The sequence below is a fragment of the Serratia sp. BIGb0163 genome (assembly GCF_024809935.1).
Lineage (GTDB): Bacteria > Pseudomonadota > Gammaproteobacteria > Enterobacterales > Enterobacteriaceae > Serratia > Serratia quinivorans.
This window is the reverse complement of the sequence record NZ_JANUDZ010000014.1, coordinates 1-18720: the sequence shown is the minus strand read 5'-3', so window position 1 is coordinate 18720 and position 18720 is coordinate 1. Positions and strand designations below refer to the sequence as shown.

Sequence of the window (18720 nt, the reverse complement as noted above, 5' to 3'; positions counted from 1 at the left end):
GGAGCCTGAGGGTGGTTGTTCAGGTCACACGGGCGCGCGATTTGTCAGCGTGCGCCCAACAGGTTTAACTCCGACAGGAGCCAATCCGTGAAAGACTTATTAAAGTTTCTGAAAGCGCAAACCAAGACCGAAGAGTTTGACGCGATCAAGATTGCTCTGGCATCGCCAGACATGATCCGTTCCTGGTCGTTCGGCGAAGTCAAGAAGCCGGAAACCATTAACTACCGTACGTTCAAACCAGAACGTGACGGCCTTTTCTGTGCCCGTATCTTTGGGCCGGTAAAAGACTACGAGTGCCTGTGCGGCAAGTACAAGCGCTTAAAACACCGCGGCGTGATTTGTGAGAAGTGCGGCGTTGAAGTGACCCAGACCAAAGTACGCCGTGAGCGTATGGGGCACATCGAGCTGGCTTCACCAACTGCGCACATCTGGTTCCTGAAATCGCTGCCATCCCGCATCGGTTTGCTGCTGGATATGCCGCTGCGTGACATCGAACGTGTACTGTACTTCGAATCCTATGTGGTTATCGAAGGCGGTATGACTAACCTCGAGCGTCGTCAGATCCTGACTGAAGAGCAGTATCTGGATGCGCTGGAAGAGTTCGGTGATGAATTCGACGCCAAGATGGGTGCGGAAGCTATTCAGGCCCTGTTGAAAAACATGGATCTGGAGCAAGAGTGTGAAACTCTGCGCGAAGAGCTGAACGAAACCAACTCCGAAACCAAGCGTAAGAAGCTGACCAAGCGTATCAAGCTGCTGGAAGCGTTCGTACAGTCTGGCAACAAGCCAGAGTGGATGATCCTGACCGTGCTGCCGGTACTGCCACCGGATCTGCGTCCGCTGGTGCCGTTGGATGGGGGTCGTTTCGCGACTTCAGATCTGAACGATCTGTATCGCCGCGTGATCAACCGTAACAACCGTCTGAAACGCCTGCTGGATCTGGCTGCGCCTGACATCATCGTGCGCAACGAAAAGCGTATGCTGCAAGAAGCGGTAGATGCCCTGCTGGATAACGGCCGTCGCGGTCGTGCCATCACCGGTTCCAACAAGCGTCCTCTGAAATCTTTGGCCGATATGATCAAAGGTAAGCAGGGTCGTTTCCGTCAGAACCTGTTGGGTAAACGTGTTGACTACTCTGGTCGTTCTGTAATCACCGTAGGTCCATACCTGCGTCTGCATCAGTGCGGTCTGCCTAAGAAAATGGCACTGGAGCTGTTCAAACCGTTCATCTACGGCAAGCTGGAGCTGCGTGGCCTGGCCACCACCATCAAAGCCGCCAAGAAAATGGTTGAGCGTGAAGAAGCTGTCGTTTGGGACATCCTGGACGAAGTTATCCGCGAACACCCGGTACTGCTGAACCGTGCACCAACCCTGCACCGTTTGGGTATCCAGGCATTTGAACCGGTTCTGATCGAAGGTAAGGCTATCCAGCTGCACCCGCTGGTTTGTGCGGCATACAACGCCGACTTCGATGGTGACCAAATGGCAGTACACGTTCCACTGACGCTTGAAGCTCAGCTGGAAGCGCGTGCGCTGATGATGTCTACCAACAACATCCTGTCACCAGCGAACGGCGAGCCAATCATCGTTCCTTCTCAGGACGTTGTATTGGGTCTGTACTACATGACCCGTGACTGTGTTAACGCCAAAGGCGAAGGCATGGTGTTGAGTGGCCCGAAAGAAGCGGAGCGTATTTACCGCGCCGGTCTGGCTTCTCTGCATGCGCGTGTCAAAGTGCGTATCACCGAAGAGATCAAAAACACCGAAGGCGAGTCTGTACACCAGACTTCGATCGTCGACACTACCGTTGGTCGCGCCATCCTGTGGATGATCGTACCGCGCGGTCTGCCGTATTCGATCGTTAACCAGCCTTTGGGCAAGAAAGCTATCTCCAAGATGCTGAACACCTGTTACCGCATCCTGGGCCTGAAGCCGACCGTTATCTTTGCTGACCAGATCATGTACACCGGTTTTGCTTACGCTGCCCGTTCAGGCGCGTCAGTAGGTATCGATGACATGGTAATCCCTGCCAAGAAAGCAGAGATCATCGAAGAAGCAGAAACCGAAGTTGCCGAAATCCAGGAGCAGTTCCAGTCTGGTTTGGTTACCGCCGGCGAACGCTACAACAAAGTGATCGATATCTGGGCCGCAGCGAACGAACGTGTTGCCAAGGCAATGATGGAAAACTTGTCTGTTGAAGACGTCGTCAACCGTGACGGTGTTGTTGAACAGCAGGTTTCCTTCAACAGTATCTTTATGATGGCCGACTCCGGTGCGCGTGGTTCTGCAGCACAGATTCGTCAGCTGGCCGGTATGCGTGGCCTGATGGCCAAGCCGGATGGTTCCATCATTGAAACGCCAATCACCGCGAACTTCCGTGAAGGTCTGAACGTACTCCAGTACTTCATCTCCACGCACGGTGCTCGTAAAGGTTTGGCGGATACCGCACTGAAAACGGCTAACTCCGGTTATCTGACCCGTCGTCTGGTTGACGTGGCGCAGGATCTGGTGGTTACCGAAGACGACTGTGGTACTCACAACGGCATCATGATGACTCCGGTTATCGAAGGTGGTGACGTTAAAGAGCCACTGCGCGAACGTGTTCTGGGTCGTGTGACAGCAGAAGATATCATCAAGCCGGGTACGGCTGATATCCTGGTGCCACGTAACACCCTGCTGCACGAGAAGACTTGTGACCTGTTGGAAGAAAACTCTGTCGACAGCGTTAAAGTCCGTTCCGTCGTTAGCTGTGAAACCGACTTTGGTGTGTGTGCAAACTGCTATGGTCGCGACCTGGCACGTGGTCACATCATCAACAAAGGCGAAGCTATCGGCGTTATCGCGGCACAGTCAATCGGTGAGCCGGGTACACAGCTGACGATGCGTACGTTCCACATCGGTGGTGCGGCATCTCGTGCGGCTGCTGAATCCAGCATCCAGGTGAAAAACAAGGGTACTCTGAAGCTGAGCAATGTGAAGTTCGTAATGAACGCCGCAGGCAAGCTGGTGATCACCTCTCGTAACACCGAACTGAAGCTGATCGACGAATTCGGCCGTACTAAAGAACGCTACAAAGTGCCTTACGGTTCCGTGATGGGCAAAGGCGACGGTATGGAAGTTAACGGCGGCGAAACCGTTGCTAACTGGGATCCGCACACCATGCCAGTTATCACCGAAGTGAGTGGTTTCATCCGCTTCGCTGATATGGTTGACGGCCAGACCATTACCCGCCAGACCGACGAACTGACCGGTTTGTCTTCTCTGGTAGTACTGGACAGCGCAGAGCGTACCGGTAGCGGTAAAGACCTGCGTCCGGCACTGAAAATCGTTGATGCCAAAGGCGACGACGTATTGATCCCAGGTACTGATATGCCTGCTCAATACTTCCTGCCAGGTAAAGCGATTGTACAGCTGGAAGACGGCATTCAGATCGGTGCGGGTGATACCCTGGCGCGTATTCCTCAGGAATCCGGCGGTACCAAGGATATTACCGGTGGTCTGCCACGCGTTGCGGATCTGTTCGAAGCACGTCGTCCGAAAGAGCCGGCAATCCTGGCTGAAATCAGCGGGATTATCTCGTTCGGTAAAGAGACCAAAGGCAAACGTCGCCTGGTAATCTCTCCACTGGACGGCAGCGATGCGTACGAAGAGATGATTCCAAAATGGCGTCAGCTCAACGTGTTCGAAGGTGAAGTTGTGGAACGTGGTGACGTTGTTTCTGACGGCCCAGAATCTCCACACGACATTCTGCGTCTGCGTGGTGTGCATGCGGTTACTCGCTACATCACCAACGAAGTGCAGGAAGTTTACCGTCTGCAAGGCGTTAAGATTAACGATAAACACATTGAAGTTATCGTTCGTCAGATGCTGCGTAAAGGCACCATCGTTAGCGCTGGTGGCACCGAGTTCCTGGAAGGCGAGCAGGCTGAAGTGTCTCGCGTTAAGATTGCCAACCGTCAGCTTGCTGCTGAAGGCAAAATCGAGGCAACCTTCTCACGCGATCTGCTGGGTATCACCAAGGCTTCCTTGGCGACCGAGTCCTTCATCTCCGCAGCATCGTTCCAGGAAACGACGCGCGTTCTGACCGAAGCGGCTGTTGCCGGTAAGCGTGATGAACTGCGTGGCCTGAAAGAGAACGTCATCGTGGGCCGTCTGATCCCAGCCGGTACCGGTTACGCTTATCATCAGGACCGCATGCGCCGTAAAGCACAGGGTGAAACGCCAGTTGTTCCGCAGGTGAGCGCGGAAGAAGCAACGGCTAACCTGGCTGAACTGCTCAATGCAGGCAACCTGGGTGGCGGCAACAACGATTAATCGTTGAATGCGCCTTGGGGTTCGGCATTGCCGGGCCCTGACCAGATAAACCGCTCCTTCGGGGGCGGTTTTTTTTTGCCTGCGAACCGGGCCGGGAGAGGAGTTACAGGGGGCATCAACATTCTGAGGTCCCGGAGTCACGCGGGAGGGTAATCCGACGTGATCCGGGAGAGGGTAAGGCGAAACCGTCTGGTAGGTGACGGCTCCGGCTGGCACCGGGTTTGGCAACCAGCATCGCCACTATAGCGGGGCTGATCTGCCCCGCCAGCGGTGTCGATAGCTTCTGCGCAACGCTTCCCTCGTTTTTTCAACGGCGTTGCAAAGCTTGCAGATTACTGCGGGCTGCGCCCCAGGTAGCCGTCCCAGTCTTTCCACACCGGCTGTAAACCAGCGTCGCTGATGGCTTGTGCCACCTGCTGTGGGGTTCGGCCATCGTGCGGTTCAAACTGTTCCAGCTCCGGCGGCACATCGTCGGCATAGCCGCCAGGCTGGGTTTTGGAGCCGGCGCTGACGCTGTTGATCGCCACCGGGATCATATGATCGCGGAAAAACGGCGACTCACGCGTCGACAAAGACAGCTCCACGTCGGGGGCGAACAGCCGGAAGGCACAGATTAGCTGCACCAATTGCGGTTCACTCATGATCGACGCCGGTTCGATACCTCCGGCACAAGGGCGCAGGCGCGGGAACGAGATCGAGTAGCGGCTCTGCCAGTAAGTCTGTTGCAGGTAGAACAGGTGTTCAGCCAGCATGTAGCAGTCGGTACGCCAACTGTTGGAAAGCCCGATCAGGGCCCCGAGGCCGATCTTGTCGATCCCGGCGCGGCCCAGGCGATCCGGTGTGGCCAACCGCCAGTGAAAGTCCTGTTTCTGACCGCGCAGATGATGCTGCTGGTAGGTCGCGGGATGATAGGTTTCCTGATACACCAGCACGCCATCCAACCCCAGAGCCTTTAATTCGGCGTACTCTTGCTGCTCCAGCGGTTGTACTTCCATCATCAGCGAGCTGAAATGGCGGCGGATCGCGGGAATGTGCTGGCGGAAATAGTCCATGCCGACCTTGGTCTGGTGTTCACCGGTGACCAACAGCAAATGCTCAAAGCCCAACGCCTTAATCGCCAGACACTCGCGTTCGATCTCGGCGGCATCCAGGGTTTTACGCTTGATGCGGTTGCTCATCGAAAAGCCGCAGTAGGTGCAGTCGTTGGCGCACAGATTGGACAGGTACAGCGGCACGTAGAAGCTGACCACGTTGCCAAAACGTTGACGCGTCATCTGCTGCGCACGCTGCGCCAGTGGCTCCAGATAGGACGCGGCGGCAGGGGAAATCAGTGCCATAAAGTCTTCGCGCGACAGTTTTTCCGCATTCAGCGCATGCTCGACATCACGCGCCGTTTTACTGTTAATACGCAGCGAGATATCGTCCCAATCCAACTGTTGCCAGCGGCCACTGAAGTCATCAGCCATCACAATGTCTCCCCTGTCTGGCTGAGAAAAGCGGTCAGCGGGCTGGAGGCAACCGCATTACGCTGACTGCTGCCCAATCCCGCCTGACGTGCCAGTTCGCCGGCCTCAAGCGCCAGGCGAAAGGCCCGTGCCATCTGCACCGGGTCGCGCGCCACGGCGATTGCGGTATTCACCAACACGGCATCGGCACCCAGTTCCATGGCTTCCAGCGCATGGCTTGGCGCACCGATGCCGGCGTCGACCACCACCGGCACCCTGGCCTGCTCGATAATGATCTCCAGGAAGTCGCGGGTGCGCAGCCCACGGTTGGAACCAATAGGTGCGCCCAGCGGCATGACCGCGGCACAGCCCGCTTCCTCCAGGCGTTTACACAACACCGGATCGGCACCGCAGTAAGGCAGCACCACAAAACCTTCTTTCACCAATATTTCCGCCGCCTTCAGGGTTTCGATCGGGTCCGGCAGCAGGTATTTCACATCGGGATGGATTTCCAGTTTCACCCAGTGGGTGCCAAGCGCCTCACGGGCCAACCGGGCGGCGAACACCGCTTCTGCCGCGGTCTTGGCGCCGGAAGTATTCGGCAACAGGCGTACGCCCAGTTGCTGCAGCGGCGCCAGAATGGCGTCATTACCGCCGCGCAGGTCAACACGCTTCATTGCCATGGTGACCAGCTGCGAGCCGGAGGCCTGTAATGCCTCCAGCATCAGCGTTGGGGTGGCGAATTTACCGGTGCCGGTAAACAGGCGTGAGGTAAAAGTGGTATCGGCGATTTGTAGCATGTCAGCCTCCGGCGATCGCTTGAAACAGCAGAATGTCATCGCCGTCTTGCACCAGGTGGTTAGCCCAGTCGGTGCGCGGGATGATGATTTGGTTGATAGCCAGTGCCGTGCCCGGCTGCTGGCGTTCCAGTTGCTCGAGCAGGGCGCTGACGCTCAGCGGTTGTGCCAGCTCCAGCGGCTGGTCATTAAGCCGAATTTTCATGCTGTCCCTCCGCACGCCGGACAGGTGCTGGCCTGACTGAGTTGCAAGGTGCTCCAGCTTTGTTGTTTGCCATCGAACAGCCGCAGTTTGCCGCTGATGGCGGAAGGCAGGCCCGCCAGCATTTTTATCGCTTCCAGCGCTTGCAGCGTGCCAATGACGCCGACCACCGGGCCGAGTACGCCAGCGGTACGGCAGTTGCGTTGGGGTTCAGTTTGTTCCGGATACAGGCAGGCATAGCAGCCGTGGGCATAGGGAGGTTCTATCACCAGCAGCTGACCGCTGAAACCCACCGCACTGCCGCTGATCAGCGGTTTACCGGCCTGGATGCAGGCGGCGTTCACCGCATGGCGGGTTTCCATGTTATCGCTACAGTCCAAAATTAAATCGGCGCGTTGTACGGCGCGCTGTAACACTTCCCCCTGCAGACGCTGTTCCAGCGCAATGGATTCGACCATCGGGTTCAGCGCCTGTAGCTGGTGCTTTGCCAGAGCGGCTTTGCTTTGGGAAACGTCGCTGCTGCGATAGAGGATCTGACGCTGCAAATTGGTGACGTGCAGCCTATCGTCATCGGCCAGCAGCAGGGTGCCGACACCGGCGGCGGCCAGATAAAGCGAGGCGGGGGAGCCTAACCCCCCCAACCCGACGATCAGTGCCGTCGACTGTTTTAGTTTCTCCTGGCCCGCGGGGCCGATGTCTTCCAGCAGCAACTGGCGGCTGTAGCGCAGGAACTCTTGATCGCTCAACATGGCATCACTCCTTGCCTTCGATCAGTTGCAGCAGCTGTGCAGTCGCTGCGCGCCAGTCCGGGGCCTGGGTAATGGCGCTGACCACGGCGACGCTACCGACGCCACAATCCAGCACTGCCGCCACGCGATCGATACTGATCCCGCCGATCGCCACCGTTGGGTAGTCACTCAGCCCGGCGATATGGCGTTTCAGCTCCACCAGACCCTGTGGGGCAGAAGGCATGTCTTTGGTTTGCGTCGGAAAAATATGCCCCAGTGCGATATAGGAAGGTTTTACCGCAATGGCGCGGGCCAGTTCACTATCGTCATGGGTGGAAACCCCCAAACGTAGCCCGGCGCGGTGAATGGCGGCCAGATCGGTAGTGTCCAAATCCTCCTGGCCGAGATGTACGCCATAGGCACCGTGCTTAATCGCCAGTTGCCAGTAGTCGTTGATAAACAATCGGGCGTTGTAGCGCTTGCCGAGGGCAATAGCGGCGGCAATGTCGTCCTCGACCTGTTCATCCGGCAGATCCTTAATCCGCAGTTGAAGGGTAGTGACGCCTGCGTCCAGCAAACGGGCAATCCATTCAACGCTGTCGACCACCGGGTATAACCCCAACTTGTGAGGCGTGGCGGGGAAGGGCGTGGTGATATCAGTCATTGCTTAATTCCTCTTGCAGGTTACCGGCGCTGTGGTACAGCTCGCTGCCGCGTGAGCGGAACTCGGCCGACATCTTTTCCATGCCGGTTAGCTGCACTGCTATCGGTTTGGCCGCTTCTTGCGCGGCGGCATAGTCGCGAACTTCCTGCGAAATTTTCATCGAGCAGAATTTTGGCCCGCACATAGAGCAGAAGTGGGCGATTTTGCCGGACTCCTGCGGCAGGGTTTCGTCGTGATAAGCGCGAGCAGTGGCTGGATCAAGCGCCAGATTGAACTGATCTTCCCAGCGGAATTCGAAGCGCGCCTTGGACATGGCGTTATCGCGGATCTGCGCACCGGGGTGGCCTTTTGCCAGGTCGGCGGCGTGAGCGGCAATTTTGTAGGTGATCAGCCCCTGCTTGACGTCCTCTTTGTTCGGCAGCCCGAGATGCTCCTTTGGCGTGACGTAACACAGCATGGCGCAGCCGAACCAGCCGATCATCGCGGCCCCGATGCCGGAGGTAAAGTGGTCATAACCCGGAGCGATATCGGTGGTCAGTGGGCCAAGAGTATAGAATGGTGCTTCGTGGCAGTGCTCCAGCTCCTCGGTCATGTTGCGGCGGATCATCTGCATCGGCACGTGGCCAGGGCCCTCGATCATCACCTGCACGTCATATTCCCAGGCAATTTTGGTCAACTCACCCAAAGTGTGCAGTTCGGCGAACTGTGCCTCGTCGTTGGCGTCCTGAATTGAGCCCGGCCGCAGGCCGTCGCCGAGGGAAAGAGAAACGTCATAGGCGGCGCAAATCTCACAGATTTCGCGGAAGTGCTGGTACAGGAAGTTTTCCTGATGATGTGACAGGCACCATTTGGCCATGATCGAACCGCCGCGGGAAACGATACCGGTCAGGCGTTTGGCGGTCATCGGCACGTAGCGCAGCAGCACGCCGGCGTGAATGGTGAAGTAGTCAACCCCTTGCTCCGCCTGCTCCAGCAGCGTATCGCGGAACATTTCCCAGGTGAGGTTTTCCGCCACGCCGTTCACCTTTTCCAGCGCCTGATAGATAGGCACCGTGCCAATTGGCACCGGGCTGTTACGCAGGATCCATTCGCGGGTTTCGTGGATATAGCGGCCGGTAGACAGATCCATCACGGTATCCGCGCCCCAGCGGGTGGACCACACCAGTTTCTCGACCTCTTCCTCGATCGAGGAGGTCACCGCCGAGTTGCCGATGTTGGCGTTAACCTTCACCAGGAAGTTACGGCCGATGATCATCGGTTCGGATTCCGGGTGGTTGATATTGGCGGGGATGATGGCGCGCCCTGCGGCGACTTCCTGGCGAACGAATTCCGGTGTGATGTTCTCCGGCAGGTTGGCCCCCCAACTTTGGCCAGGATGCTGGTGGCGTAATACCTCGCCACGGATGCGCTCGCGCCCCATGTTTTCGCGAATGGCGATAAATTCCATTTCCGGGGTGACGGTGCCGGCACGCGCGTAGTGCAACTGGGTCACGCGTTTGCCCGGTTGTGCCTTGCGCGGCAACGGCAGATGTTCAAAGCGCAGGTGATCCAGGCCTTCATCGGCCAGGCGCTGCTGGGTGAAACCTGAACTGACGCCCTTGAGCGCTTCGGTATCACCGCGTTCAGCGATCCAACCGGCGCGTAGCTTCGCCAGGCCGCTATGCACGTTGAGTTCTGATTGGGGATCACCGTAAGGGCCGGCAGTGTCGTACACCGGAATCGCTTCGTTTGGCTCGTACTTCGGGTTGTCCTTATCGCCACCGATCAGCGTCGGGCTGAGCTGAATTTCACGCATTGGCACCTGCAGGTCACTACGTGAGCCCTGCAGATAGATCCGGCGTGAATTGGGGAAGGAAACGCCTTGCAGGGTGTTGATAAACTGCTGGGCTTCTTCGCGTTGCTCTTTACGAGCGCGGGGTTTGTTAACGTTAGACATAGCAAGTTCCTACCAGTGTGTTGGGTTGGGAAAGTTGCTTGTCTGGAGCTCGGAGGGAGTAATGATGCTGGCCGGCAAAGCAGGATTATCCCAAATCGGGGTCACCTGCCTGTGGCGATAGATTACTCTTGTTCCCTTCGCGGGTATTAACCCGATCAGGTTCCGCGGATCCCGAATTAACGGTCTCAGCCTGGCCAATTTGATGAACAAATCAGGCGCTAGGCACTCCGACAAGATGCCCTCCAGTATAGGAGGGATAATAAAAAAGACTACAAAATTTTAGCCGGCTGGATCCAGCGTTTTGTCCGGCTCAGCCTGCTGCCAGGTTTCAGCCGCCAGTTGGATCAGCCTGTCTTCAAGGGTAAAACGAGCCGCCAGCGTTTCACCGATGTCGGACAACGCCTGATGTAATTCCAGACACAGGTCCTGATCGATATCCACTTCGGTATAGCGATCGTGGAAAGCCATGATCTGCTCGGTATTGGCCCACAGCTTGGGATAGATGTTGACCGCCAGAGACATTTTCGGACTGGATGCGCCTTCCACTTGCTTGATTATTCTGTCATAGATATGAAAATGGCCGGCGGAGAGATAATCCACCAGATTATGGCAAAAGTTCTCCAGCGCTTTTTCATTCAGCGGCGTATGCTTTTCTTTGTTAGGTTTAATGCCCACCAGGGCACAATAGGCGACCAGCAACTGCTTGCGTGCCTGAAGCCATTGATCTACTAATTCATTACTACCACCAACGCGCTGAGTCAGGCTTTCCAAACGGTTGAGCATGTTTGACTCCGTAAGTAATAAAACGTAACAGTAAGTTATTAAAATGTAACAAGGCCGATTTGTAGAGTGCCAGTGAAGCTGAGGTTGTGCAACAACGATATGGAACTTGCATTAACGGGTAATGAAAATGGCTGGTGGATCGTCAGCCATGAAAGCAAACTTTGGTTACCGAACGGTGAATTGCCGTGCGGTTTGGCCGCGTCATTTTCCCTGCTGGGAAGAATGGCTCGTGTTATTGGCGAATGGGAAGGATTGCCGGTCTGGCTGGTGCGCCACGCAATGCCGCAGGAGATGGGATCGGTACGCCAACTGTTAGAACTGGATCGCGGGCTGTTCCAGCTTGCCGGACGGGGCGTACAACTGGCCGAGTTTTACCGTTCCCATCGCTACTGCGGTTACTGCGGCCATGAAATGCATCTCAGCCGCACCGAAAGTGCCTGCCTGTGCGGTCACTGTCGGGAACGTTACTACCCGCAGATCGCCCCCTGCGTGATCGTTGCCATTCGGCGTGACGATGAGATCCTGCTGGCACAACATGTGCGCCATCGCGGCGGTATTCATACCGTACTGGCCGGCTTTGTCGAGGTTGGCGAAACGCTGGAGCAGGCGGCCGCACGCGAGGTGATGGAAGAAAGTAATATTGAAATCAAAAACCTGCGTTATGTCACCTCACAACCCTGGCCGTTCCCGCACTCGTTGATGATGGCCTTTATGGCCGATTACCACCGCGGCGAGATCCGCCACGATCCGAAAGAGCTGCTTAACGCCGGTTGGTACCGCTACGATCGGTTGCCGCTATTACCGCCGCCCGGCACGGTAGCGCGTCGCCTGATAGAGGACACCGTAGCCTTATGCCGTGAGCAATAAATCGCTACAATACCGGCAGATGAATAAGGGAGCCCCATAAATGAATGAGTTGAAGAACGATCGCTATCTGCGCGCACTGCTGCGTCAGCCGGTGGATGTGACCCCTGTATGGATGATGCGTCAGGCCGGTCGTTATTTGCCGGAGTACAAGGCCACCCGCGCCCAGGCCGGGGATTTCATGTCGTTGTGCAAGAACGCGGAGCTGGCTTGTGAAGTCACGCTGCAGCCGCTGCGCCGTTTCCCACTGGACGCGGCGATCCTGTTCTCCGATATCCTCACCATTCCCGATGCCATGGGGCTGGGCCTGTATTTCGAAACCGGTGAAGGTCCGCGTTTCTCCTCGCCTATCACCAGTCGTGCCGATGTCGACAAGCTACCGGCGTTCGACCCGGAAGTGGAGCTGGGTTATGTGATGAACGCAGTGCGTACCATCCGTCGTGAGCTGAAGGGCGAAGTGCCGCTGATCGGTTTCTCAGGCAGTCCGTGGACGCTGGCGACCTATATGGTGGAAGGCGGTAGCAGCAAGGCCTTCACCAAACTGAAAAAAATGATGTACGCCGAGCCGGCGACGTTGCACCTGCTGTTGGATAAGCTGGCAGACAGCGTCATTCTGTATCTTAACGCCCAGATTAAAGCCGGCGCGCAGTCGGTGATGGTGTTCGATACCTGGGGCGGCGTGCTGACCGGTCGTGACTACCGCGAGTTCTCACTGCATTACATGCACAAGATTGTTGACGGCCTGCTGCGTGAAAACGACGGCCGCCGTGTGCCGGTCACGCTGTTCACCAAAGGTGGCGGCCAGTGGCTGGAGGCGATGGCGGCAACCGGTTGTGACGCACTGGGTCTTGACTGGACGACCGATATTGCCGATGCACGCCGCCGCGTGGGCGACAAAGTCGCACTGCAGGGCAACATGGACCCTTCGATGCTGTATGCGTCACCGGAGCGCATCGGCCAGGAAGTGGAAACCATTCTGGCCGGTTTCGGCCACGGCGAAGGGCATGTGTTCAACCTGGGCCACGGTATTCACCCGGACGTGCCGCCGGAGAACGCCGGTGCCTTTGTTGAGGCAGTCCACGCGCAGTCGGGGAAATACCATCGTTAAGGATTGGATGTGATAGATACTCAAGCCCTGCGTGCAGAACAACGGCTGCGCGCCTCCGAAGTCATTCGCCAGGATGATTTCCTGGTCGTTCCACCGGCCTTTATCGCCGGTGCCGACGTGGGCTTTGAGCAGGAGGGCGCGGTGACTCGCGCCGCTATCGCCATCCTGCGCTATCCGTCGCTGGAGCTGGTGGAATACCAGGTGGCACGAGTGGCCACCACCATGCCCTATATCCCCGGTTTCTTATCGTTCCGTGAATACCCAGCGTTGCTCGCAGCCTGGGAGCAACTGCATCAAAAGCCGGATCTGGTGCTGGTTGACGGCCATGGCATTTCGCATCCGCGCCGTCTGGGCGTAGCCAGCCATTTTGGCCTGCTGGTCAACGTGCCGACCATTGGCGTAGCCAAAAAGCGCCTGTGCGGTAAGTTCGCCCCGCTGGACGAGGCTACAGGTGCGCTGGCACCGCTGGAGGACAAAGGCGAGCAACTGGGTTGGGTATGGCGCAGTAAGGCGCGCTGTAATCCGTTGTTTATCTCCACCGGCCACCGCGTCGGTGCCGACAGTGCACTGGCGTGGGTGCAACGTTGCATGGCGGGCTACCGTTTGCCGGAGCCTACACGTTGGGCCGACGCCATCGCCTCGCGCCGCCCGGCCTTCCAGCGCTGGCTGCAGCAGCATCCAGAGGTGTCGCAATGACCGATTTCGGGTACACTGCGGCGCAGATAACGCGTAAGAGAGTGAATAATGCTACGTAACCCGATTCATTTACGTCTGGAAAAGCTTGAAAGCTGGCAACATTTGACCTTTATGGCCAGTTTGTGCGAGCGTATGTATCCGAATTACCAGATGTTCTGCCTGCAAACCGAGTTCGGCGAACCGGCAATTTACCGCCGCATTCTGGATTTGGTGTGGGAAACTCTGGTGGTCAAGGACGCCAAGGTCAACTTTGACAGCCAGCTGGAGAAGTTGGAAGAGGCGATACCCGCGGCAGAAGATTACGATCTTTACGGCGTTTACCCGGCGATTGACGCCTGTATCGCATTAGGGGAACTGATCCATTCGCGACTCAGCGGGGAGACGCTAGAGCACGCCATCGCCATCAGCGAAACGTCTATTCGCACCGTGGCGATGTTGGAAATGACTCAGGCCGGTAAAGAAATGACCGACGATGAGCTCAAGGTTCTGCCTGCGGTAGAGGAAGAATGGGACATCCAATGGGAAATTTTCCGCCTGTTGGCTGACTGCGAAGAGCGCGATTTAGAACTGATCAAAGGGTTGCGTTCTGACCTCCGCGAGGCCGCGGTTAGTAATATCGGGATAAAATTAACGCAATAAGGCAAGAAAACGTGATTTAACGCCTCATTTGTCGTGCCTTAAGGCTTCACATCCGCACCCTGTCTGGTCTACATTTGGGGGGCGGAAAAAAAGTGGCTATCGGTGCGTGTATGCAGGGAGTGCTGTACATCGGCATATCCGTCGCACTCGATGCTTTGCAAACGATAAACACACTGTAAGGATAACTTATGAACAAGACTCAACTGATTGATGTAATCGCGGACAAGGCTGACCTTTCCAAAGCACAAGCTAAACTGGCTCTGGAATCCACCCTGGCTGCTATTACTGAGTCTCTGAAAGAAGGTGATGCAGTACAATTGGTTGGTTTCGGTACTTTCAAGGTAAACCACCGCAACGAGCGCACTGGTCGCAACCCGCAGACTGGTAAAGAAATCAAAATCGCAGCTGCTAACGTGCCTGCGTTCGTTTCTGGTAAAGCACTGAAAGACGCAGTTAAGTAATACTGCGTGTTGGTGAAAAGATTAAACAGGGGGGCAATTGTGCCCCTTTTGTTTATCCGACAGGCGCTTATGGTCATCGGCATTGCCGCTGGCCTGAGCGCCTGCAGCAGTCATTCAGATCTTCCTTCCTTTAGTGCCAGCGGTTATGTGGCCGACCAGGGCGTTATGCGCCTGTGGCGTAAAGATGACGAGCGGCACCGCCCGCTGGTGTTGATGAGCGTCTACAGTCCCTATCGTGGTCCGGGCACCGTTACCACGCTGTACGAATATCAAGACGGCAAGCTGCGCCAAATCAAACGCACTGACGCCGATGGCGATCAAGACTCCATTCAATTGCGCTTTGCCGATGACGGCGGAGTAAGCTTTATGCAGCGCCAACTGGCTACGCGGCGTGAACAACTGACCGCCGATGAAATCGCGCTGTATCAATATCAGGCACGACGCGTGCTGGAACTAAGCAATGCGCTGCGCGCCGGTAAGGTGAAGCTGCTGCAGGGGCGTTGGCAGCAGGGAGTAGTACAAACCTGTGATGGTCAAACGTTGAAACCGGATCTGGATAGCAGTGCCGAAGCCTGGATCGCGCGACGTGCCCGTAATAACAGCCAGCCGGTGAATATAGCCTGGTTGGATGCGCCGGAAGGGCGTGAGCTGCTGCTGGTAGCGAACGACGATTTTTGCCGCTGGGAACCGAAAGAAGACCAGCTATAAAAAAGGCCCCGCATTGCGGAGCCCAAGAGCGTTGCGGTGTTCAGATCATTTGCCGCGCGCAATCGCACGGTAGCCAATGTCTTTGCGGCTGAAACTCCCCGGCCACTGAATACCTTCCGCTAATTGATAGGCGCGTTGTTGCGCTTGAGCCACCGACTCACCCAGTGCGGTTACGCACAGCACGCGTCCACCGCTGGTGACCACGTCATCACCCTGCATGCGGGTACCGGCGTGGAACACTTTACCGTCGGCACTTTCCTGCTGTGGCAGACCTTGGATGACTTCACCGTTGTTGTAATCACCCGGATAGCCACCGGCTGCCAACACTACGCCCAGCGCAGGACGTTCATCCCACTCGGACGTTTTCTCGCCCAGCTTGCCTTCCGCACCGGCCAGACACAGCTCGACCAGATCTGAACGCAGGCGCAGCATGATCGGCTGCGTCTCTGGATCGCCAAAGCGGCAGTTGAACTCAATCACCTTTGGCTGGCCGTCGGCGGAGATCATCAACCCGGCGTAAAGGAAACCGACGTAGGTATTACCTTCCGCAGCCATGCCACGTACGGTAGGCCAGATGACCTGATCCATGGCGCGCTGGTGGATTTCATCGGTGACTACCGGTGCCGGGGAGTAGGCACCCATGCCACCGGTGTTCGGGCCGGTATCACCGTCACCGACGCGTTTGTGATCCTGGCTGGTGGCCATCGGCACCACGTTCTCGCCGTCGACCATCACGATAAAGCTGGCTTCTTCACCTTCAAGGAACTCTTCTATCACGATACGGTGACCCGCATCGCCAAAAGCGTTACCGGCCAACATGTCCTGCACCGCGTCTTCGGCTTCCTGCAGGGTCATGGCGACGATCACGCCCTTACCGGCAGCCAGGCCGTCGGCCTTGATGACGATAGGTGCGCCTTTGCTGCGCAGATAAGCCAGCGCCGGTTCAACCTCGGTAAAGTTTTGGTACTCGGCGCTTGGGATGTTATGACGCGCCAGGAAGTCTTTGGTAAAGGCTTTAGAGCCTTCCAATTGGGCCGCTGCCTGGGACGGGCCGAAGATTTTCAGGCCGGCGGCCTGGAAGGCATCAACCACGCCAATCACCAGCGGCGCTTCCGGCCCGACGATGGTGAGACCAATGTCATGGCTCTGGGCAAAGGCAACCAGCGCCGGAATATCGGTAGCGGAGATCGCGACGTTCTCGAGATTGCTTTCTAATGCGGTACCGGCATTGCCCGGCGCCACATAGACTTTATCTGCCAACGGTGACTGAGCGGCTTTCCAGGCCAGCGCGTGTTCACGCCCGCCGTTGCCGATAATTAAAATATTCATCAGGTGCTCCACGCAGAGCGTGCGCCGTAGCGCACGCGACAAAAGGGATTAATGGCGGAAGTGGCGCATGTCGGTGAAGATCATTGCGATGCCGTGCTCATTGGCGGCGGCAATCACTTCATCATCGCGGATCGAACCGCCTGGCTGGATCACGCAGCTGATGCCCACCGCTGCGGCGGCATCGATGCCATCACGGAACGGGAAGAAAGCGTCAGACGCCATGGCGGAGCCTTTGACTTCCAGGCCTTCGTCCGCGGCTTTGATCCCGGCGATCTTGGCAGAGTAAACGCGGCTCATTTGCCCGGCGCCTATGCCGATGGTCATGTTGTCACGTGCATAGACGATAGCGTTGGACTTCACGAACTTGGCGACTTTCCAACAGAACAGCGCATCACGCAGTTCCTGCGCGGTCGGCTGACGTTCAGATACCACGCGCAGGTCGCCTTCGCTCACCATACCCAGATCGCGGTCTTGCACCAGCAGGCCACCGTTGACACGTTTGAAGTCGAGAGCGGCAATACGTTGCTGCCATTGGCCGCAGGCCAGTACGCGCACGTTCTGTTTGGCTGCCAACAGGGAGCGAGCTTCCTGACTGATGCTCGGCGCGATAATCACTTCCACAAACTGACGGCTGATAATGGCCTGTGCGGTAGCGGCGTCCAGTTCGCGGTTAAAGGCGATGATGCCGCCGAAAGCAGAGGTCGGGTCGGTTTGATAGGCGCGCTCATAGGCAGACAGAATATCATCGCCGATCGCCACACCGCATGGGTTGGCGTGCTTGACGATCACGCAGGCCGGCTCGGCGAATTCCTTCACACATTCCAGTGCGGCGTCGGTGTCGGCGATGTTGTTGTAGGACAGCGCTTTGCCTTGCAGTTGTTCCGCGGTGGCGACAGAGGCTTCCTGAACGTTCTCTTCTATATAGAAGGCTGCTTGCTGGTGGCTGTTCTCACCGTAGCGCATATCCTGCTTCTTTATATAGTTGAGGTTCAGGGTGCGAGGGAAACGACCGGCAGGTTGTTCGGTATCGCCGTGGTAGGCCGGAACCAGCGCGCCGAAGTAGTTGGCGATCATGCTGTCGTAAGCGGCGGTGTGCTCGAAGGCTTTGATGGCCAGATCGAAACGGGTGGTGTATTGCAGTGAACCGTCGTTGTTATCCATCTCGGTAATAATAGCGGCGTAGTCGCTGCTCTTTACCACGATGGCGACGTCTTTGTGGTTCTTGGCCGCGGAACGCACCATGGTTGGGCCGCCGATGTCGATGTTCTCGACCGCGTCTTCCAGTGAGCAGTTCGGGCGCGCCACGGTCTGGGCGAACGGATAGAGGTTTACCACCACCATGTCGATCGGCTTGATGTCATGCTGACCCATGATGGCGTCGTCCTGGCCGCGGCGGCCGAGAATACCGCCGTGTACTTTGGGGTGCAGGGTCTTTACTCGTCCGTCCATCATTTCCGGGAAGCCGGTGTAGTCGGAAACTTCGGTAACAGGCAGGCCGGCATCTGCCAGCAGGCGGGCGGTGCCACCGGTGGAGAGCAGTTCAACGCCACGCTGGGACAGCGCTTCGGCGAATTCAACGATACCGGCTTTGTCAGAGACGCTGAGCAGGGCCCGGCGGATTGGACGAGGTTGTTGCATGGTTTTATCCCTTGGCTTTGGAGTCGCAATAAAAGAGCGTTACGTGAATTTCCACCTTCTACTCTTTATAAGGAAAGGTTTTTCTCTCTATAAAGGGGTAATCAGGCACAGATTCAGGTAACGCCCCCGTAAAAAGGGGAGCGTTTCGTCGCGGGGAATTGTAGCGAAAACGTTTGCGTGGCGCTCGTAAAATTTCCGGGCAAATCACTTCTGTGGATAAGTTTGTTAACAACAGGGTATAAAGCGGGGTTTTGCTGTGGAATGCAGCAAACGATCGTTTTTGTCGAAAATACCTATTGCGGCCTCCTGAGAACTCCCTATAATGCGCCTCCATCGACACGGAACATGTGAACAACTTCACAGAGTCTCCGGGGTTCGAAGAGAAAAAATCCTGAAAATTAGGGGTTG

Annotated in this window: 17 protein-coding genes and 1 riboswitch; of the genes, 7 read left to right on the top strand and 10 right to left on the bottom strand. The window is 56.9% G+C overall.

What is annotated here, in order from left to right; genetic code table 11:
- The first annotated feature begins 87 nt into the window (after positions 1-87).
- The gene (rpoC, locus tag M2406_RS26145; protein WP_012004745.1) at positions 88-4314 is read left to right on the top strand and encodes a DNA-directed RNA polymerase subunit beta'; all 4227 of its coding nucleotides are present in this window, start codon (positions 88-90) and stop codon (positions 4312-4314) included.
- A 332-nt stretch (positions 4315-4646) separates the two neighbouring features.
- Here the strand turns inward: rpoC and thiH are convergent, their stop codons facing one another.
- The 7 genes from thiH to M2406_RS26110 form a co-directional block, all read right to left on the bottom strand.
- A complete protein-coding gene (gene thiH, locus M2406_RS26140; protein ID WP_259191911.1) occupies positions 4647-5780 on the bottom strand; it encodes a 2-iminoacetate synthase ThiH in 1134 nt (377 codons plus the stop codon).
- A complete protein-coding gene (locus tag M2406_RS26135) occupies positions 5780-6559 on the bottom strand; it encodes a thiazole synthase (protein ID WP_012004747.1) in 780 nt (259 codons plus the stop codon). The genes thiH and M2406_RS26135 overlap by 1 nt, the downstream gene beginning before the upstream one ends.
- Position 6560: 1 nt before the next feature.
- A complete protein-coding gene (gene thiS, locus M2406_RS26130; RefSeq protein WP_017891329.1) occupies positions 6561-6761 on the bottom strand; it encodes a sulfur carrier protein ThiS in 201 nt (66 codons plus the stop codon).
- Positions 6758-7507 (bottom strand): HesA/MoeB/ThiF family protein, encoded by a 750-nt coding sequence (locus M2406_RS26125; RefSeq protein WP_017891330.1) that lies wholly within the window; start codon positions 7505-7507, stop codon positions 6758-6760. Before M2406_RS26125 ends, thiS begins: the two co-directional genes overlap by 4 nt.
- Positions 7508-7511: 4 nt before the next feature.
- Positions 7512-8150: a thiamine phosphate synthase gene (thiE, locus tag M2406_RS26120; RefSeq protein WP_017891331.1), complete on the bottom strand. Its 639-nt coding sequence runs from the start codon at positions 8148-8150 to the stop codon at positions 7512-7514.
- Entirely contained in the window at positions 8143-10086 is a 1944-nt protein-coding gene (gene thiC, locus M2406_RS26115) for a phosphomethylpyrimidine synthase ThiC (RefSeq protein ID WP_259191906.1), read from the bottom strand. The genes thiE and thiC overlap by 8 nt, the downstream gene beginning before the upstream one ends.
- 115 nt (positions 10087-10201) lie before the next feature.
- A riboswitch (TPP riboswitch) is annotated at positions 10202-10326 on the bottom strand.
- 39 nt (positions 10327-10365) lie between these two features.
- Positions 10366-10869 (bottom strand): Rsd/AlgQ family anti-sigma factor, encoded by a 504-nt coding sequence (locus M2406_RS26110; RefSeq protein WP_012004752.1) that lies wholly within the window; start codon positions 10867-10869, stop codon positions 10366-10368.
- A gap of 99 nt (positions 10870-10968) precedes the next feature.
- Here M2406_RS26110 and nudC point away from each other — a divergent pair, with 99 nt between their 5' ends.
- The 6 genes from nudC (at position 10969) to M2406_RS26080 (ending at position 15345) form a co-directional block, all read left to right on the top strand.
- Positions 10969-11736 carry an NAD(+) diphosphatase gene (gene nudC / locus M2406_RS26105; protein ID WP_012004753.1) on the top strand — a complete coding sequence of 256 codons (768 nt, stop codon included), beginning with the start codon at positions 10969-10971 and terminating at the stop codon, positions 11734-11736.
- Between the two features lie 40 nt (positions 11737-11776).
- The gene (gene hemE / locus M2406_RS26100; RefSeq protein ID WP_012004754.1) at positions 11777-12841 is read left to right on the top strand and encodes a uroporphyrinogen decarboxylase; all 1065 of its coding nucleotides are present in this window, start codon (positions 11777-11779) and stop codon (positions 12839-12841) included.
- Between the two features lie 9 nt (positions 12842-12850).
- On the top strand, positions 12851-13537 hold the full coding sequence (gene nfi, locus M2406_RS26095) for a deoxyribonuclease V (RefSeq protein WP_115183412.1): 687 nt from the start codon (positions 12851-12853) through the stop codon (positions 13535-13537).
- A 48-nt stretch (positions 13538-13585) separates the two neighbouring features.
- Entirely contained in the window at positions 13586-14176 is a 591-nt protein-coding gene (locus M2406_RS26090; protein WP_012004756.1) for a YjaG family protein, read from the top strand.
- Positions 14177-14364: 188 nt separating this feature from the next.
- Complete coding sequence (gene hupA / locus M2406_RS26085) at positions 14365-14637, top strand: nucleoid-associated protein HU-alpha (RefSeq protein WP_012004757.1); 273 nt, start codon at positions 14365-14367, stop codon at positions 14635-14637.
- A gap of 69 nt (positions 14638-14706) precedes the next feature.
- The gene (locus M2406_RS26080; protein WP_259191913.1) at positions 14707-15345 is read left to right on the top strand and encodes a DUF1481 domain-containing protein; all 639 of its coding nucleotides are present in this window, start codon (positions 14707-14709) and stop codon (positions 15343-15345) included.
- 45 nt (positions 15346-15390) lie between these two features.
- Here the strand turns inward: M2406_RS26080 and purD are convergent, their stop codons facing one another.
- The 3 genes from purD to M2406_RS26065 all read right to left on the bottom strand — a co-directional run.
- Positions 15391-16674 carry a phosphoribosylamine--glycine ligase gene (gene purD / locus M2406_RS26075; RefSeq protein ID WP_126501235.1) on the bottom strand — a complete coding sequence of 428 codons (1284 nt, stop codon included), beginning with the start codon at positions 16672-16674 and terminating at the stop codon, positions 15391-15393.
- Between the two features lie 48 nt (positions 16675-16722).
- A complete protein-coding gene (purH, locus tag M2406_RS26070; protein ID WP_012004760.1) occupies positions 16723-18312 on the bottom strand; it encodes a bifunctional phosphoribosylaminoimidazolecarboxamide formyltransferase/IMP cyclohydrolase in 1590 nt (529 codons plus the stop codon).
- 58 nt (positions 18313-18370) lie between these two features.
- Positions 18371-18720: hypothetical protein (locus M2406_RS26065; RefSeq protein ID WP_259191905.1), on the bottom strand; the 350-nt coding region annotated here is incomplete at its 5' end.

Excerpts from the sequence above, each read along its gene's own strand:
- M2406_RS26080 (WP_259191913.1), top strand. The coding sequence starts at position 14,707 with ATGGTCATCGGCATTGCCGCTGGCCTGAGCGCCTGCAGCAGTCATTCA.
- M2406_RS26110 (WP_012004752.1), bottom strand. The coding sequence starts at position 10,869 with ATGCTCAACCGTTTGGAAAGCCTGACTCAGCGCGTTGGTGGTAGTAAT.
- thiS (WP_017891329.1), bottom strand. The coding sequence starts at position 6,761 with ATGAAAATTCGGCTTAATGACCAGCCGCTGGAGCTGGCACAACCGCTG.
- M2406_RS26125 (WP_017891330.1), bottom strand. The coding sequence starts at position 7,507 with ATGTTGAGCGATCAAGAGTTCCTGCGCTACAGCCGCCAGTTGCTGCTG.
- thiH (WP_259191911.1), bottom strand. The coding sequence starts at position 5,780 with ATGGCTGATGACTTCAGTGGCCGCTGGCAACAGTTGGATTGGGACGAT.
- M2406_RS26090 (WP_012004756.1), top strand. The coding sequence starts at position 13,586 with ATGCTACGTAACCCGATTCATTTACGTCTGGAAAAGCTTGAAAGCTGG.
- thiE (WP_017891331.1), bottom strand. The coding sequence starts at position 8,150 with ATGACTGATATCACCACGCCCTTCCCCGCCACGCCTCACAAGTTGGGG.
- purH (WP_012004760.1), bottom strand. The coding sequence starts at position 18,312 with ATGCAACAACCTCGTCCAATCCGCCGGGCCCTGCTCAGCGTCTCTGAC.
- nudC (WP_012004753.1), top strand. The coding sequence starts at position 10,969 with ATGGAACTTGCATTAACGGGTAATGAAAATGGCTGGTGGATCGTCAGC.
- hemE (WP_012004754.1), top strand. The coding sequence starts at position 11,777 with ATGAATGAGTTGAAGAACGATCGCTATCTGCGCGCACTGCTGCGTCAG.
- purD (WP_126501235.1), bottom strand. The coding sequence starts at position 16,674 with ATGAATATTTTAATTATCGGCAACGGCGGGCGTGAACACGCGCTGGCC.
- M2406_RS26135 (WP_012004747.1), bottom strand. The coding sequence starts at position 6,559 with ATGCTACAAATCGCCGATACCACTTTTACCTCACGCCTGTTTACCGGC.
- thiC (WP_259191906.1), bottom strand. The coding sequence starts at position 10,086 with ATGTCTAACGTTAACAAACCCCGCGCTCGTAAAGAGCAACGCGAAGAA.
- hupA (WP_012004757.1), top strand. The coding sequence starts at position 14,365 with ATGAACAAGACTCAACTGATTGATGTAATCGCGGACAAGGCTGACCTT.